Source organism: uncultured Microbacterium sp., from assembly GCF_963524805.1.
GTDB lineage: Bacteria > Actinomycetota > Actinomycetes > Actinomycetales > Microbacteriaceae > Microbacterium.
On the sequence record NZ_CAURGG010000002.1, the window covers coordinates 502,179 to 518,962 of the forward strand.

General features: G+C 69.8%; 13 protein-coding genes. 11 read left to right on the plus strand and 2 right to left on the minus strand.

The genetic code is table 11. The annotated features are described in order from the left end of the window. Positions 1-50: 50 nt before the first annotated feature. The 11 genes from RWQ91_RS06910 (at position 51) to RWQ91_RS06960 (ending at position 13,187) form a co-directional block, all read left to right on the plus strand. Complete coding sequence (locus tag RWQ91_RS06910; protein ID WP_314504004.1) at positions 51-1,034, plus strand: hotdog domain-containing protein; 984 nt, start codon at positions 51-53, stop codon at positions 1,032-1,034. Between the two features lie 216 nt (positions 1,035-1,250). Then, positions 1,251-1,994, plus strand: coding sequence for a 3-oxoacid CoA-transferase subunit A (locus tag RWQ91_RS06915; RefSeq protein ID WP_314504006.1), 744 nt, complete (start codon positions 1,251-1,253; stop codon positions 1,992-1,994). Then, positions 1,991-2,641 carry a 3-oxoacid CoA-transferase subunit B gene (locus RWQ91_RS06920; RefSeq protein WP_314504008.1) on the plus strand — a complete coding sequence of 217 codons (651 nt, stop codon included), beginning with the start codon at positions 1,991-1,993 and terminating at the stop codon, positions 2,639-2,641. The genes RWQ91_RS06915 and RWQ91_RS06920 overlap by 4 nt, the downstream gene beginning before the upstream one ends. 1 nt (position 2,642) lies before the next feature. Next, entirely contained in the window at positions 2,643-3,812 is a 1,170-nt protein-coding gene (locus RWQ91_RS06925; RefSeq protein ID WP_314504010.1) for a thiolase family protein, read from the plus strand. A gap of 156 nt (positions 3,813-3,968) precedes the next feature. Next, on the plus strand, positions 3,969-4,754 hold the full coding sequence (locus RWQ91_RS06930) for an IclR family transcriptional regulator C-terminal domain-containing protein (protein WP_314504012.1): 786 nt from the start codon (positions 3,969-3,971) through the stop codon (positions 4,752-4,754). 349 nt (positions 4,755-5,103) lie between these two features. After that, positions 5,104-6,405 carry a DUF6379 domain-containing protein gene (locus RWQ91_RS06935; protein ID WP_314504014.1) on the plus strand — a complete coding sequence of 434 codons (1,302 nt, stop codon included), beginning with the start codon at positions 5,104-5,106 and terminating at the stop codon, positions 6,403-6,405. A 35-nt stretch (positions 6,406-6,440) separates the two neighbouring features. Then, positions 6,441-7,916, plus strand: coding sequence for a DUF6379 domain-containing protein (locus RWQ91_RS06940; RefSeq protein ID WP_314504016.1), 1,476 nt, complete (start codon positions 6,441-6,443; stop codon positions 7,914-7,916). Between the two features lie 122 nt (positions 7,917-8,038). After that, entirely contained in the window at positions 8,039-8,974 is a 936-nt protein-coding gene (locus tag RWQ91_RS06945; RefSeq protein ID WP_314504018.1) for an alpha/beta hydrolase, read from the plus strand. Beyond that, the gene (locus RWQ91_RS06950) at positions 8,971-10,443 is read left to right on the plus strand and encodes a family 43 glycosylhydrolase (RefSeq protein WP_314504020.1); all 1,473 of its coding nucleotides are present in this window, start codon (positions 8,971-8,973) and stop codon (positions 10,441-10,443) included. Before RWQ91_RS06945 ends, RWQ91_RS06950 begins: the two co-directional genes overlap by 4 nt. Before the next feature lie 108 nt (positions 10,444-10,551). Beyond that, positions 10,552-12,192: a DUF5597 domain-containing protein gene (locus RWQ91_RS06955; protein ID WP_314504022.1), complete on the plus strand. Its 1,641-nt coding sequence runs from the start codon at positions 10,552-10,554 to the stop codon at positions 12,190-12,192. 17 nt (positions 12,193-12,209) lie between these two features. Continuing rightward, positions 12,210-13,187: a Gfo/Idh/MocA family oxidoreductase gene (locus RWQ91_RS06960; RefSeq protein WP_314504023.1), complete on the plus strand. Its 978-nt coding sequence runs from the start codon at positions 12,210-12,212 to the stop codon at positions 13,185-13,187. Here RWQ91_RS06960 and RWQ91_RS06965 read toward each other — a convergent pair. Both RWQ91_RS06965 and RWQ91_RS06970 read right to left on the minus strand, forming a co-directional pair. Then, the gene (locus RWQ91_RS06965) at positions 13,177-15,348 is read right to left on the minus strand and encodes a glycoside hydrolase family 3 N-terminal domain-containing protein (protein WP_314504024.1); all 2,172 of its coding nucleotides are present in this window, start codon (positions 15,346-15,348) and stop codon (positions 13,177-13,179) included. The genes RWQ91_RS06960 and RWQ91_RS06965 overlap by 11 nt on opposite strands. A 113-nt stretch (positions 15,349-15,461) precedes the next feature. Then, positions 15,462-16,760 carry an extracellular solute-binding protein gene (locus RWQ91_RS06970; protein WP_314504027.1) on the minus strand — a complete coding sequence of 433 codons (1,299 nt, stop codon included), beginning with the start codon at positions 16,758-16,760 and terminating at the stop codon, positions 15,462-15,464. Positions 16,761-16,784 lie beyond the last annotated feature (24 nt).

A 16,784-nucleotide genomic window follows, 5' to 3' on the forward strand; every position in this document is an offset into this window, starting at 1 on the left:
CGCCGCGACGCATTCCCGTCCGCGGTGACCGCGCGTCCTAGGCTGGCGCCGTGAGCACCAGCCCGGACGACCGCGTCACCCTCCGCTTCCTCGCCACACCGGCCGACACCGCCGCCGGCGGCCGCTCGGTCGCGGCGGGCAGCGTCATGGAGTGGATCGACAAGGCCGGCTACGCGTGCGCGGTGGGCTGGGCGGGGGCGTACTGCGTCACCGCGTATGTCGGCAACGTGCGGCACCGCCGGCCGATCCCGCCCGGGAGCCTCATCGAGGTGCGCGCGCGCATCGTGCACACCGGCCGGTCCAGCATGCACGTGGTCGTCACGGTGTCGTCGGCCGAGGTGCACACCCGCGCGTACACTCCCGCGACGACGTGCCTGCTGATCTTCGTGGCAAAGGATGCCGACGGGCGCACCACACCGGTCCCGCCCTGGACTCCGGTCAGCCGGTCGGACCAGAAGCTCGCCGTGGCCGCCCTCGAGCGGATCGAGACCCGCGCGCAGATCAAGTCGCTCATGCTCGACGAGGAGTACACCGACGCCACGGATGCGCCGCGCACGACGCTGCGCTTCCTCGTGCCGACCGGTGTCGTGAACTTCGGCGGCAAGGCCCACGGCGGCACGGTGATGCGCTGGATCGACGAGGCAGCCTACGCGTGCGCTGTCGCGTGGGTGGGCGCCGAGCCGCTGGCCGATCACGCGATCGGGGTCTATTCGGGCGGCATCCACTTCCTGGCCCCCGTGCGCATCGGCGACCTGGTCGAGGTGCACGCCCGCATCATCCTGACGGGTCCGCACAGCATGCACATCAGCACCCGCGTCTCGACGGCCGACCCGCGCACACCGGATCGGCTGACCCTCACGACGCAGTGCCTGAGCGTGTTCGTCGTGCCGGACGACAGCGGGGTCGCCCTGCCCGTGCCTGCCTGGCAGCCCGCGCGGGCGGAGGACGTGCGGCTCCACGGTCACGCGGGCGAGATCGTGCGGCTGCGCGAAAGCATCGTGCCGCTCGCGGCGTCCCTGACCCTCGAGCCGTAGTCCGGCGGTCGGTGCCGCGTGTTTGCGGGGCGTAACTCCTGCGAACGGGGCATGAGCGGGCATGAATCGGTCGATTCGGGTCGGTCGCGGCGCAGATCGAAGGAGTTATGTGCAGCGGTGCCCCTGGCGCTGTCTCCGTGAGCGCGCTAGAATGTTCGTATAGCGCATTACTGTGCGCATAGCGAACACCCCGTTGGTAGGGCACAAAGGAGTCACGTGATCGACAAGACCGTTCCCGATGCGGCCGCCGCGGTCGCCGGCATCCCCGACGGCTCGACCGTCATGATGGGCGGCTTCGGCCGGGCCGGTCAGCCGGTGGAGCTGATCGACGCTCTCATCGCGCAGGGCGCCGGCGACCTCACGATCGTGGCGAACAACGCGGGCAACGGCGACACCGGCCTGGCCGCGCTGCTGGCCGCGAAGCGCGTGCGCAAGATCATCTGCTCCTTCCCGCGCCAGCACGACTCGTGGGTCTTCGACGGGCTGTACCGCGCCGGAGAGATCGAGCTCGAGATCGTGCCGCAGGGCAACCTGGCCGAGCGCATCCGCGCCGCGGGCGCCGGCATCGGGGCGTTCTTCTCGCCGACCGGCGTCGGCACCGAGCTCGCCGCGGGAAAGGAAGCCCGGACGATCGACGGTCGCGACTACGTGCTCGAGTACCCGATCCGCGCCGACTTCGCCCTCATCAGCGCGCTCAAGGCGGACCGCTGGGGGAACCTCGTGTACCGCGAGACGGCCCGCAACTTCGGTCCGATCATGGCCTCGGCCGCCACGACCTCGGTCGTGCAGGTCGATGAGATCGTCCCGCTCGGGTCGCTGGACCCGGAGACCGTCGTCACGCCCGGCATCTTCGTCGATCGCGTCGTCGCGGTGGGGGAGCGGCTCTGGCTGGACGGCGGTGCCTTCGTCGGGGGCGTCGACCTGGAAGGCCGACCGACCACGGAAGGGGCAGCCGCATGAGCACCCGCATCAGTCGCGACGAGCTCGCCCAGCGCATCGCTGCCGACATCCGGGAGGGCTCGTACGTCAACCTCGGGATCGGCGCTCCGACGCTCGTGGCCAACTTCCTGCCGGATGACCAGGAGATCATCCTGCACACCGAGAACGGCCTGCTCGGCATGGGGCCGGCACCGGATGCCGCGCACGTCGACCCGGATCTGATCAACGCCGGCAAGCAGGCGGTGACCGCCCTTCCGGGTGCCGCGTACTTCCACCACGCGGACTCGTTCGGCATGATGCGCGGCGGCCACCTCGACGTCTGCGTGCTGGGCGCGTTCCAGGTCTCTCAGAACGGCGACCTGGCGAACTGGTCGACCGGCGCACCGGGGTCGATCCCGGCGGTCGGAGGCGCGATGGATCTGGCGATCGGCGCCAAGGCGGTGTACGTGATGACCGACCTGCTGACCAAGACCGGCGAGTCCAAGCTCGTGGTCGAATGCTCGTATCCGCTGACCGGCGTGGGCTGCGTCACCCGCGTCTACACCGACCACGCCGTGTTCGACGTGACCCCCGACGGCTTCGCCGTGCGCGAGGCGTTCGGAGACAACACGTTCGAATCGCTTTCCGAGCTCACGGGTCTGACACTCGCACCTGCAGAGGAGAACTGACATGACCGCATCCTTCGTCTACGACGCCGTCCGCACCCCGTTCGGGCGCGCCGGCGGCGCACTGTCGTCGGTGCGTCCCGACGACCTCGCCGCTGTCGTGATGCGCTCGATCGTCGAGCGCACCGGCATCGATCCGGCCCGCATCGAGGACGTGATCTTCGGCGACGCGAACCAGGCGGGCGAAGACAACCGCAACGTGGCCCGCTTCGGGGCGCTGCTCGCGGGCTTCCCGTCGTCCGTTCCCGGCGTGACGGTGAACCGGCTGTGCGGTTCGGCGGTCGAGGCCGTGATCCAGGGCTCTCGGGCGATCGAGTCCGGTGATGCCGACATCATCCTCGCCGGCGGTGTCGAGTCGATGAGCCGGGCGCCGTACGTGGTGGAGAAGTCCGCCAAGCCGTTCCCGGCGACCGGCAACCAGACGATGTGGAACACCGCGATCGGCTGGCGCATGACCAACCCGGCGCTGCGCAAGGACTGGACGATCTCCAACGGCGCCTCGGCCGAGAAGCTCGCCCAGATCTACGGCATCTCGCGGGAGGCGCAGGATGCCTTCGCGTTGCGCAGTCACCGGCTTGCCGCCCTGGCGTGGGATGCCGGAGCCTACGACGACGAGATCGTGCAGGTCGCCGGCCACGAGCTGGCGATGGATGAGGGCATCCGCGTCGACACGACCCTCGAGAAGCTCGGCGGCCTCAAGGCCCTGTTCGCCGCCGACGGGTCGGTGACCGCCGGCAACTCGTCCTCGATCAACGACGGGTCCTCGGCGCTGCTGCTCGCCGGCGAAGGCGTGCTCGAGGGCGAGCCCCTCGCGCGCATCGCCGGTCGGGCCGCCTTCGGCAATGACCCCGACGTGTTCGGAGTCGCGCCGGTCGAGGCCGCCAATCGTGCGCTCGCCCGTGCCGGCAAGACGTGGGCCGACGTCGACGTGGTCGAGCTCAACGAGGCGTTCGCATCGCAGAGCCTCGCGTGCCTGCAGCTGTGGCCGGACCTGGATCCCGAGAAGGTCAACATCCACGGCGGCGCCATCGCGATCGGCCACCCGCTCGGCGCGTCGGGCGGCCGCATCATCGGCCACGCCGCGCACGAACTCGCCCGCCGCGGCGGCGGAGTCGCGGTCGCCGCGATCTGCATCGGCGTCGGGCAGGGCCTCGCGGTCGTGCTCGAGCGGTGACCGGCGGGCGGGCCTCGGCGCCTCGCAGTGATGCCGAATTCAGGCTGAGCGCGCGCGCACGCCGCAGCACCCGGCGTGTCGGCCGTCGCCGCGCGAACGAGCCTGAATACGGCATCGGGGCCGAAGATCACGGAGCCGGGTGGATAGGGTGAGCCGGTGAGCGAGACCGAGACCGATGCCGCGGTCTCCGGCGACTTCGTGCAGTCTCTCGCGCGCGGGCTCTCGGTCATCCGGGCGTTCGACGCGGAGCACGCCGAGCTGACCCTCAGCGACGTCGCGCGTCGGGCCGGCATCACGCGGGCCGCCGCCCGGCGGTTCCTGCTGACGCTCGAGTCGCTCGGATACGTCTCCTCGGACGCCCGGGCCTTCCGTCTGACGCCCCGGGTCCTCGAGCTCGGATTCAGCTACCTCTCGTCGCTGTCGCTGCCCGAGATCGTGCAGCCGCACCTCGAGGCGCTCTCGCGCGAGGTCGACGAGAGCGTCTCGGCCGCGGTGCTGGACGGCACCGACATCGTCTACATCGCCCGCGTGCCCACCCGCCGCATCATGAGCGTGCGCATCACGATCGGCACGCGCTTCCCCGCGTTCGCGACCAGCATGGGGCGCGTGCTGCTGGCCGGAATGCCGCGGAGTGCCGCGGATGCCGCCCTGGCGGCATCCGATCTGCCCCATCTCACCGCGCGGACCCTCACCGACCGCTCCGCGCTGCACGAGGAGCTCGGACGGGTCGGCGCGCAGGGCTGGTCGCTGGTGGACGGCGAACTGGAACCGGGGCTGCGCTCGATCGCGGCGCCCCTGCACGGGCGGGACGGTCGGGTGCTTGCAGCGCTGAACGTGTCGACGAGCGCGACGCGCGACTCTGTCGAGCATGTGCGCGACGCCTACCTGCCGCCGCTGCTGCGGACGGCGGCCGCGATCGACGCCGAGCTACGCCTGGTCTGAGGCGGCCCCTCCCGGCCCTTTGCTGCCGAGATGGTGCCTTCGCCGCCGAGACGGTGCACCTTCTCGTCCCGGAACCCACCTTCTCGCGCGCCAAACCACCTTCTCGCGCGCCAGCACGCATGTGAGCCGGAAGTTCAATGCGCTCCGGGCGCGCGATTGCGCTCCCTGATGGGCACGCATCGCATCCAGCAGCCCGCATCCATCCGAACTGCTTAGGCGCGCATAACGCACACTTATGCGCGAAAGAGACAAAGCACGGTAGCGTGGAAGGACGGCGTGACGAAGCGCCGTCTGGTCGCGGCGGTCCATGAGGACCCGGCGGTCGCCCCTGAACAGAGAGCGCACCTCCATGCTCCTCGAGCGAGATCTCATCCAGTCCGTCGGCTTCCGCAACGTGCGTGAGAACGGCAGCATCACCGGCTTCCAGCTTCGGCTGCGCATGCCCTCGTACCGCGGAATGGCCGCATCCCTCATCGACGGCGTGGCGGTGAAAGTCGGCGATCTCGTCGATGTCGCGGCCGATGTGCCGCTGTGGACGCTGCAGGGAAACACGTACACGCTGCAGCAGCTGTGGGACGGCGACGGCGTCCGCTGGCCGCTCGAGGACGCGGCGATCATCACCGTTCCTCATCCGGGCGGGCTGCCGGACGGCGTGCACGAGGTGTCGGTCGAGCTGCGCCTGCGGATGTCCTACATCCCGGTCGAGCACCAGCCCTCGACCTACGCGGTCACCAAGCACGTGACGCTCGCTCCGGAGGCGAGCGGCGCGCCCTTCAAGTACGGCGTCTCCCTCTACAGCTACATGACCGACTACGGCACGGTGCTCGATCTCGAGACCGCGATGGCCGGCATTGCCGACCTCGGTGCGACCGGCATCGAGATCCTGGGCGAGGGGCACGTCCCGAACTACCCGAACCCGTCCCAGGAGTGGGTCGACGAGTGGTTCCGCCTGCTCGAGAAGTACGGCCTCGAGCCCACGAACTACGGCTCCTGGATCGACTCCCGCCTGCACTCGAGCGGCCCGAACGGCCGCGACATGAGCGTCGAGGAGGGCGCGCAGCAGCTCCAGCGCGACCTGCGGCTCGCGAACCGCCTCGGGTTCCGGTTCGTGCGCCCGAAGATCGGTGTCGTCTCGAGCGATCTGGTCCCGCACCCGATCTGGACCGAGGTCGTCGAGCAGAGCCTGCCGCTGGCAGAAGAGCTCGACGTGATCATCTGCCCCGAGATCCACTCGCCTACGCCGATCAAGCACGAGGTCGTCGACGAGTACATCGAGTTCATCAAGAGAACCGGAACCAAACACTTCGGCATCCTCATCGACACCGGCATCTTCCAGGACCGCCCGATCGCGCTGAAGCCCGGCGAGCTGCCCGGCCGGCGCCCCGCGTTCATGGACGGCATCGGCGTCGACCCGGCCGACTTCGCCGACATCGCCGCGTACGTCGTGTTCATCCAGGCGAAGTTCCACGACATCGACGAGAACCTGCACGACCACCAGATCCCGTGGGAACCCGTGCTGCGCGCCATCAAGGACGCGGGCTACACCGGCTACCTCTCCAGCGAGTACGAGGGCGAGCGCGAGCCCTGGCGCTCGATCGAGCAGGTCCGCCGTCAGCATTCGCTCATGCGCCAGGTCGCCGACGCGCTCTGACCGCGGCATCCCATCGACAACGAAGGAACACGACCATGCCCAACGGATTGATCGCCGACGACAGCCTGCGCGTCCACCCCGACGGGCTCGCCCTGTCGCTGACCCTGCCCTGGTATCGCAGCCTCTGGCTGTCGTCCGTCGGCACACTGAAGGTCACGATCGACGGCGCCGAGGTTTCTGCCGGCGACATCGCGTTCGAGCTGCAGGGTGTGCGCTACACGCTCGACCAGCTGCCCGAGCAGAGCGACGTGCTCTGGTACCTGCAGGAGCACCCGCTGCTGATCGTGCGGCGCGAGTCGCCGATCGCGCTCGGCGAGACGCACGACGTCGAGATCTTCGGCGAGCTGCGCCTGCCCTACATGCAGATCGCTCCGGGCCAGGACGGCGGCCCCGGCATGTACGTGCCGAACGTCGTGCGCCAGTCGCTGCAGCTGACGTCGACGGATCGGGATGCCGCCGCCCCGGCGCTCGTCTCCGACGTCGCCCCGCCGCCCCCGGCGACCGGCGCCGACCCGTTCAAGCTCGGCCTGACGCTCTATTCGGCCAGCGCGGAGTTCCGCGCCGGCTGGTTCGACTTCGACGGCCTGCTCGACCGGGTCGCCGAGCTCGGCATCGGCCCGGGCATCGAGATCGTCGCCTCGCAGGTGCTGCCGACATACCCGATCGTCTCGGACGAGTTCGTCACGAGCTGGCGGGCCGCGTTCGACAAGCACGGCTTCGACGAGAGCTCGTTCGGCGCGAACCTCGACATGGGTCGCCGCCGCGACCGCGACATGACGCCCGACGAGGAGTTCGAGTTCAGCGAGGTCATGTTCCAGGGCGCGAAGAAGCTCGGCTTCCCGCTGGTGCGCATCCAGAGTGCCAAGCCCGAACTGCTGCGTCGGCTGCTGCCGGTCGCCGAGAAGCTGAACCTCAAGCTCGCGTACGAGATCCACGCGCCGATGGGGCCGAACGCCCCCGCCGTGATGAAGGTGCGCGAAACGTACGCCGAGCTGGACTCGCCGCTGCTCGGCTTCGTCGCGGACTTCTCCTCGACCATGCACGCGATGTCGCCGACGCTGCTGCGCGCCGTCCAGCGCGCGGGCCTGGACGACGAGGCGCTCACCACGCTGCAGCAGATCTGGGCGACCGACGCGACGATGCAGGAGCGCCAGCAGGAGTTCATCGGCTACCTCAAGAGCCGCGACTTCGACCCGGGCCGCCTGGGCTCGTTCGCGCACCTCGCGTTCAACATGCACGGGCACGTGGCTCCGCAGGAGTGGGCCGACATCATGCCGCAGATCCTGCACGTGCACGCCAAGTTCTACGACATCGACGAGAACGGGCAGGAGCCGGCGATCGACTACCCCGAGCTCGTGCGCGTCTTCGTCGAGGGCGGATACCGCGGCTACTGGTCGAGCGAATGGGAGGGTCACGCGTTCGCCGAGCTCGGCGAGGTCGACCCGCTCGTGCTCGTGCGCAAGCAGCACGACCTGATTCGCCGCTCGATGCGGGAGCTGCAGCCGGCCTGAGCGCCGGGGGCGGCATCCGAAGTTCGCAGAATCCGACGAACTTCGCAGCCGCACCGGCGAATGCGTGCGAAGTTCGCGCGGATCTGTGAAGTTGGAAGGCCGAGAGGCCGAGAGAGGTGTGCATGACCGACCAGCCCGACTTCCGTCGCATGCCGATCGCGGATGCGGTCCGCTGGCTCGCAGAGAACGGCGAGCCGGCGGATCCGCGCACGGACATCGACACCGCGTCGCTGAAGCGCCGCTTCCCGCACCTCGCGAGCGTCGACACGGCCGACCTCGGTATCGAGGGACCCCACGGCAGGCGCGTCCCGGCAAGGCTGTACCGGGATGCCGCGGCGCCGGCATCCGGTCGCGCCCTGGTGTGGGTGCACGGCGGAGCGTTCATCGGCGGGTATCTGGACATGCCCGAGGCGAACTGGATGGCGCTCGAGCTCGCGGCGCGCGGCATCCCCGTGCTTTCGGTCGACTACGTCAAGTGCCTGGGCGACGTGCACTTTCCCGAGCCGACCGACGAGGTGCGCGCGGCGTGGCACTACGCGCGTGCACACGCCCAGGAGCTGTTCGGCCTCGACGCCGAGGCGGTGTTGCTGGGCGGGGCGAGTGCGGGAGGCAACCTGACTGCAGGCGCTGTCGCGCAGCTTCAGGATGCCGGGGAGCCGGTGCCTGCGGGGCTGATCCTCGTGTATCCCGCCGTCCACCCGAACGGCCCGGAGGCCTCGGCCGAGGTGGACTTGTCCTCACCGCACGGCCAGCTCGCCATGAACTTCGCCGGCTCGGAGGATGCCCTGCACGACCCGCACGCGTTCGCCGCGCTCGGGCGGGTGGACGGCTTTCCGCCCACGCTCGTGGTCGTGTGCGAGAAGGACGACCTGCGGCCCTCGGGTGAGGCGTTCGCGCACCAGCTCACTGATGCGGGCGTCGCAGTGCGGCTGCATCGGGAGGCGGGCGCCGGTCACGGTCACATCAACGAGCCGTCCGACCCGACGGCTCTGCCCACGATCGAGGCGATCGCAGCGTGGATCGGCGCACACGTCCTGGAGAGGTCCGCATCATCATGACCACGTTCGTCAACCCCGTCCTGTCCGGCGACCGGCCCGACCCGGCCGTCATCAAGGTCGGCGACGAGTACTGGATGACCTACTCGTCCTTCGAGGCGGCGCCGGGGCTGCCGTTGTACCGCTCCACGGACCTCGTGAACTGGACCTACGTGACGGCCGCGCTGCCGAACCCGGTGGGTAACACGTTCGCGGTGGACATCGCCGAGCACGATGGACGATTCTTCATCTACATCCCCTTCATCCCGACGCCGTGGTCTACGCTGACCGATGCGTCGATCTTCGTGATCCACGCCGATGCGATGAGCGGTCCGTGGTCCGAGCCGATCGACCTCGGCATCCGCGGCGTGATCGATCCCGGGCACGTCGTGGGTGAGGACGGCACGCGGTACCTCTTCACGAGCGGCGTGCGCCGCATCCAGCTCGCCGACGACGGCCTGTCGACAGTCGGCGAACTCGAGCAGGTCTACGACGGTTGGCGGTACCCCGACGACTGGATCACGGAGGGCTACTCGCTCGAAGGGCCGAAGCTCTTCTGGCGCGATTCGTATCTGTACCTCGTCAGCGCCGTCGGCGGCACCGGCGGCCCGCCGACCGGGCACATGGTGATCGTCGCGCGGTCGCAGTCGGTGCACGGACCGTGGGAGAACCACCCAGGCAACCCGATCGCGCGGACGCTGGATGCCGCCGAGCCCTGGTGGTCGCGGGGGCATGCGACCCTCGTCCCCGGTCCTGCCGGGACGCCGGACGACCTGTGGTGGATGGTCTCGCACGGCTACGAGAACGGGTACCGCACCCTGGGCCGGCAGATCCTGCTCGAGCCGATCCGGTGGGGCGAGGACGACTGGCCCGAGGCCGCCGTCCGCGACATCGGCGGGCCGCTCCCGGCGCCGGTCGGCGCAGCCGCGCAGACCCCGCAGGCCGACATCGAGGACGACTTCTCGCAGCTCGAACTCGGCAGCCGCTGGACCTTCCACGCGCCCGGGCCCGACGAAGCCGAGCGCGTGCGCATCGAGGACGGCCTGGTGCTGCGCGGCAAGGGCGCCTCGCCCGCCGACACGTCGCCGCTCGCGATGCTGACCGGCGACCACGCGTACGAGATCGAGGTCGACGTCGAGGTGGAGCCCGGCCTCGAAGCCGGCGTGCTGCTGTTCTTCAACAACCGGCTCTTCTGCGGCATGGGCATCGACGGCGAGCGCATGCTGAGCTATTCGGGCGGCATCCGCACGCACTGGCGGGAGCCCGCGCCGGCGAGCAATCGGATCACGCTGCGCCTCCGCAACGACGAGCAAATCGTCACCGGCTGGTACCGCGTTCCCGGCGGCGAATGGACGCGGCACGCGATCCGGTACGAGACCTCGGGCTACCACGCCAACGTGGTGGGCGACCTGCTCAGCCTGCGCCCTGCGCTGTACGCGGCTGGCGCGGGCGAGGCGCGGTTCCGCGACTTCCGCTACCGCGCCCTGCGCTGACCCGACCGTGAGACGACAACGGCACGGCGAGACGGTGGGGTTTACCCGCAGTCTCGACGTGCAGATGTCGTCTCAGCGTCATCACACCCTCGCAGAACAGGACACACCATGACCGAGCACGCTTCCCCCGCCGCAAGGCCGTGGACCCTCTCGACCGAGCCCCCGTTCGCGCTGCGCCGCAACGGCGAACCGGTGCTGCTCGTCGGCGGGCAGGTGTTCAACTCCGCGTCGTCGTCGCCGAAAGCGGTCGCCGACTCGTTCGCGCACGTGAGCCGCGTCGGCTCGAACGTCGTGCTGTCGCCGGTCAGCTGGGCGCTGAGCGAGCCGGCCGAGGGAACATTCGACTTCTCGCTCGTGGACACCATGCTCGCCGAGGCCCGCAAGAACCGGCTTCACCTGGTGCTGCTGTGGTTCGGCGCGTTCAAGAACGCGGCATCGACGTACTCGCCGACGTGGGTGCGCAGCGACCCGCAGCGCTTTCCGCGCGTGGTGGTCGAGCCGAAGGGGATGCAGGCCTTCAGCTACGAGGGCGCGACAGCGAAACCGGTGCTCTCGGTGTTCAGCCCCGAGCTGCGGGAGGCCGACGCGAAGGCGTTCGAGGCGCTCGTGCGGCACCTGGTGGATGCCGATCCCGATGGCACCGTCGCGATGGTGCAGGTCGAGAACGAGTCCGGTCTGCTCTCGGACAGCCGTGACCGCAACGAGCTCGCCCAGGCGGCGTGGAACAGCGAGGTTCCGGCTGCGTTGATCGCGCATGTGCGCGCGACGGCGACCGGCAGCACGTCGGCCCGACGGCTCTGGGAGTCCGCCGGCGCACCAGAGAACGGGTCGTGGCCGCAGGTCTTCGGCGAGTCCGCGGGGGCCGACGAGATCTTCATGGCGTGGGCCATCGCCACCTATGTCGAGCACCTCGCCGCCCGCGGTCGGGCGATCGCCGACATCATCATGTACGCGAACGCCTGGCTCGGCCCGCAGCCGGGTCAGGACACCCCCGGGCAGTACCCGAGCGGCGGCCCGACCTCCACCGTGCTGGACATCTGGCGGGCAGCCGCCCCGTCGCTGGCCTTCCTCGGTCCGGACCTCTATGTGCACGACGCCGACGCCGCGATGGCGCAGTATGCCACCGGCATCCAGCCGTTCTTCGTTCCGGAGTGCCGCCTCAGCCCCGGCGAGCTCGTTCGCGCGATCGGCACGTACGGCGCCGTCGGATGGTCGGGGTACGGGCTGGATCTGGTGAACACCGACGCTCAGCTCGCCGCCACGGTCGCGTTCGTTGCGGGCCTGGAGAGCGAGATCGCGGCTGCGGCTCTGCGGGGCGGACTCGCCGCCGTCGTCCTCGAGCCGGGGGTCGAGGTCGAGACCCGGCACCTCGACGGGGTCGAGATCACGGCGCGCGGCGCACGGGCGCTGTTGCGGCGGATGCTGCTGGATGCCGGGGTGAACATACCCGACACCGCGCTCGAGGTGCCCGATGAGACCGTCGCCAGTGCGCACATCAGAACTGCCGGCGAGACGCGGCCGTTCGCGCTGATCGCCGGCACCGGCGACGGCGGCTTCCTCGTCATCGGTCGCGAGCTCACCCTGGACTACTTCGCCGCCGATGCCCGCGTCGAGATCGACTCCGTGCAGGAGCTGATCATCGACGACGGCGAGGTCGTCTCGGGCCGGGTGCTCAACGGCGACGAGCGACTGATGATCCTCCCGAACGACCGCGTCGGCGCGGCCCGCATCCGCCTCGTGCGGCTCTGAGCCGGACGGAGACGACGATGCCGGCCGATCTCGCACCGCTGCGCTGGGGCGTGGTGGGGGCAAGTGCCCTCAGCCGCCAGATGGTGGCGGACTTCTCCCTCGTGCCGGATGCGGCGGTCAGTGCTGTCGCCTCGCGTGACGTCGCACGCCTCACCGCCTTCGCCGACGATTTCGGCATCGCCGCCCGCTACCCGAGCAGGCACGACATGTTCGCATCCGACATCGATGCCGTGTACATCGCGACGCCGCACGTCACGCACTTCGACATCGTCTCCGAGGCGATCGCGGCCGGAAAGCATGTGCTCTGCGAGAAGCCCCTCGGGATGAACGAGCGCGAGGTCCGTGAGCTCGCTGCCCGCGCCACCCACGCCGGCGTCTTCCTGATGGAGGCGATGTGGATGAAGTTCAATCCGCTCTACGCGCGCCTCGATCAGATCATCGCCGACGGAGTGCTGGGCGATGTGCGCAGCATGCGGGCCGCGTTCGGCGCCGCGTTCGCGCACGACGGCAGCAGCCGATGGATGCCGGGCGGCAGCACCCTGCTCGACCAGGGCATCTACCCGGTCACGCTCGCCCACATGCTGCTGGGCCGACCCGAGACGGTGTCGGCGCGCGGGACGGTGCGCGAGGACGGCGTCGACCTGCGCCAGGATTTCACGCTGGGCTACGCGAATGCGCGCTTCGCGCAGGGCGCGAGTTCGATGGTCGAGTGGATCGATCCGTCGGCGGCCGTGAGCGGCACCGAGGCCTTCGTGACGATCGGCGCGGGGTTCTGGTACGCCTCGCAGCTGACGATCCACCACCCGCTGCCGTGGGGCAGGGGTCACCAGGAGGTCGTCGAGGTGGAGCGCGAGGGCAACGGCTACGTCCCGATGCTGCGCGCGGTCACCGACGCGATCCTGGCGGGCGCTCTCGAGCACCCCGTGCACTCGGCGGCCGCGACCGCCGAGATCTACGCGACCTGCGACGAGATACGGCGCCAGATCACGGCGTGACGCTGAGCGGCAACCGCACGGCATCCGTGCCATCCGTGACCGTGATCACCAACTCGCCCGGCTCGATCACGAAGCGGTTCTCGTCGTCCCAGAAGCCGAGCTCGCCGGCGCCGAGCTCGAACGCCACGTCGGCCGTCGTGCCGGCGACGACCGCCACCCGCCGGAAGCCGCGCAGGCGCTGCACCGGCTGCGCGATCGACGCGACAGGATCGGCCAGGTACGCGAAGACGACGTCGTCGCCGTCGCGGTCGCCGACGTTGCGCACCGATGCCGACACCGAGACTCGTGCACCCGTGCGCAGTTCGGCGACGGAGATCACCGACGTCGAGAGGGATGCCGCATCCACGCGGAAGGACGTGTAGCTGAGCCCGTGGCCGAACGCGAAGCGGGGACCGCGCTCGAGGTCGAGGAACTTCGAGGTGTAGTAATCGTCCAGGTTGTTCGGTCCCTGCAGGCCGACGTCCCACCGGTCCACAGCCATCGAGCCACCCGCCTGCGCGGGGCGGCCGGTGTTCTCCGCGTCGTGGTGGATCGGGATCTGGCCGACGGCGCGGGGGATGGTCATCGGAACGCGCCCCGCGGGATTCACCGCGCCCGACACCGCGCGGGCGATCGCCTCGGGCCCGCGCGTGCCGAGGTGCCAGGTGAGGAGCACGGAGGGCGCCCGCTCGATCCAGGCCTCGACGACGAGCGGCCGGCCGGTGGCCAGCAGCACGATGAACGGCACGCCCGTGTCGGCGATCGCGTGGATCAGGCGCTCCTGGTCGCCCGGCAGCCGGATATCCGCCCGCGAGCTCGCCTCGCCCGAGATCGAGCTCGGCTCGCCGACGGCGACGATCACCAGGTCATTCTCGGCGGCCAGGGCGGCCGCCGTGCCGATGTCGGATTCCGACAGCTCGAGGAAACCCGTACCGGCAGCGACCGTCCACGTCGCGTGCGGCAGCTCGGCGCGCAGCGATTCCTCGAGGGTGCCCGCCTCGGCGCCGAAGTGCTGCACCCATGCTCCGAGATGATCGGTGCTCGTCGCGTAGGGGCCGGTGAGCAGGATGCGCTTCCCCGTCGCAGCGACCGGAAGCAGGGCGTCATCGTTCTTCAGCAGCACCATGCAGCGCTCGGCCGCGTCCTGCGCGATCCGAAGCGACTCGACCGTCGGGGCGGATCGTTCGGTCGCGGCATCCGTGTAGGGGTTCTCGAACAGGCCCAGCGCCTGCTTGAGGCGCAGGATGCGCATCACGGCATCGTCGATGCGGGCGGCATCCACGGTGCCGGGTTCGAGCAGCGGCGCGCCGTCCGCGGCGAGCTCGGACCCGCCCATGACGATGTCCAGCCCCGCGGAGAGCGACTGCCGCACGGCGTCCGGCTCATCGCTCGCGATGCCGTGCGCCACCAGTTGCGCGACGCCATCGGCATCCCCGACGACGACCCCGTCGAAGCCGTACTCGCCGGTCAGCACATCGGTCAGCAGCCGGCGGTGCGCGTGCATCGGCGTGCCGTTGAGCGAGTTGAAGGCGGCCATGACGGATGCCGCTCCGGCGGCCACCGCGGCGCGGAAGGGTTCGAGGTACGTCTCGCGCAGACGGCGCTGCGAGAGGTCGGTCGTGTTGTAATCGCGTCCGGCTTCGGCTGCGCCGTACGCGACGAAGTGCTTCAGGCACGCGGCGATCGCGTCGGTGGCGGCCAGGTCGTCCCCCTGATATGCGCGGACCTTCGCCGCGCCGAACGCGGCCGCGAGGAACGCGTCTTCGCCGAACCCTTCGACGACCCGACCCCAGCGGGGGTCGCGCGTGACGTCGACCATGGGGGAGAACGTCCAGTTCACGCCGCCGGAACGGGCCTCGGCCGCCGACACCCGCGCGTCTGCCTCGGCGACGGTGGGGTCGAAGCTCGCGGCCTGCGCCAAGGGCGTCGGGAAGATGGTGAACTGACCGTGGATGACGTCGAGTCCGATGAGCAGGGGGATGCCGTGTGCGCTGTCTTCGACGGCGGCACGCTGCAGCGCGTTGGTCTGCTCCGCGGACTGCGGCCAGAACAGGGCGCCGATCCCGCCGCGCGCGAGGGCCAGCGCGTCATTCTCATCGCGCCGCCAGATGATCTGCAGCTGTGCGAGCTTCTCGCTCCAGGTCATGCGTGCCAGCAGCTCTTCGGGCGTGCGTACGCTCACGTGCATCTCCTCATAAAGACCGCGAGACTGCATCTGCACGTCGAGACTGTGGGTTAGACCCACAGTCTCGACGTGCAGTTGTCGTCTCGCGGTTCAGATATTCAGCGGAAGGGCTATTCGCCCCAGGCCGCGTCCATGCTGTCCAGCACCTGATCGACCGTCGTCTGGCCGGTCAGCAGGCCCTGCACGCCGGTGCCGAGGGCTTCGTAGACTGCCGGGTTCGGCCAGGTCGCGTTCGGGACGCTGACGTAGGAGCCGTCGCCGAGCAGTCCGGCGATCGGTGCGTACGAGGGCAGCAAGGTGTCCTCGTCGATGCCGGTGATCGGGACCGAGCCGGAGAGGTCTGCGTACTCCTTGGCGTTCTCGGGCTGGGCGACCCAGTCGAGGAAGGCCTGCGCCGACGCCTTGACGTTGTCATCCGAGGAGGCGTTGATCCCCCATGCGTAGTTGGCGCCCGTGACGGTGAAGGGCTCCTGGCCCTTGGCCGGCGGGAACGCCTGGACGTTCAGCTCTGCGCCGGTCGCGGTGCTGATCGACGCTGCCGCACTGCCCGGAACCGCGGCGGTCAGCGACGTGCCGCCGCCCAGGCCCTGGGTGATCGAGTCGAACGTGCCGCCCTCGACGCCGTCCTGGAAGCAGCCGGAGTCCTTCATCTCCATGATGTCCTCGAGGACCTCACGCCAACCGCTGTCGGCGAAGGTCACATCGCCCGCGGCGCGCTGCGCGTTCCAGTCGGGCGTCTCGGCGTAGACACGCGTTGCCGAGATCAGCATCGAGAACAGGCCGGTGTTGAAGGGGATGCCGCCGGCGAGGACGGTGAAGGTCTTGCCGCCGTCGCGTGCCGTGGTGCATGCGTCGAGCAGGTCCTCGTACGTCGCCGGGTACTCGCTCACTCCGGCCTCATCGGCCGCGGTGACGTTGTAGACCATGCCGACCGGGGTCAGCGCGGTCGGCTGCGCGAACGTCTCTCCGTCGATCTGGAACTCGGCCTCGCTGCCCGCGGGAAGCAGGCCCGCCGAGGTGTCATCGAGCGGCTCGAGGAATCCGGCGTCCGCGAGCGTGATCACGGAGATCGGCTGCCCGGTACCCGGCGACAGGATCATCATGTCTGCGGCGTTACCGGCCTGCAGCTGCGTCGTGACCTGCTGGTTGTAGCCGTCGGAGGGATAGGGGATGACCTCGATCTCGACGCCGGTCTCTTCGGAGTACTTGTCGAGGATCTGCTCGTAGTAGTCGTCGGCGTCGTTCGCTGCGGCGACCATCACCGAGAAGCCCGTCTTCGTGGGATCCTCTGTGCTGCCGCCGCCGCCGTCGTCGTCGGAGGAGCCGGAGCACCCGGCGAGGACCAGGACACCGGCGACGGGGACCGCAAGAAGCGACCACCGCAGGCGGTTGGTGGAGAGCTGTGACATTTCGAACCTTTCGTGACGTCATTG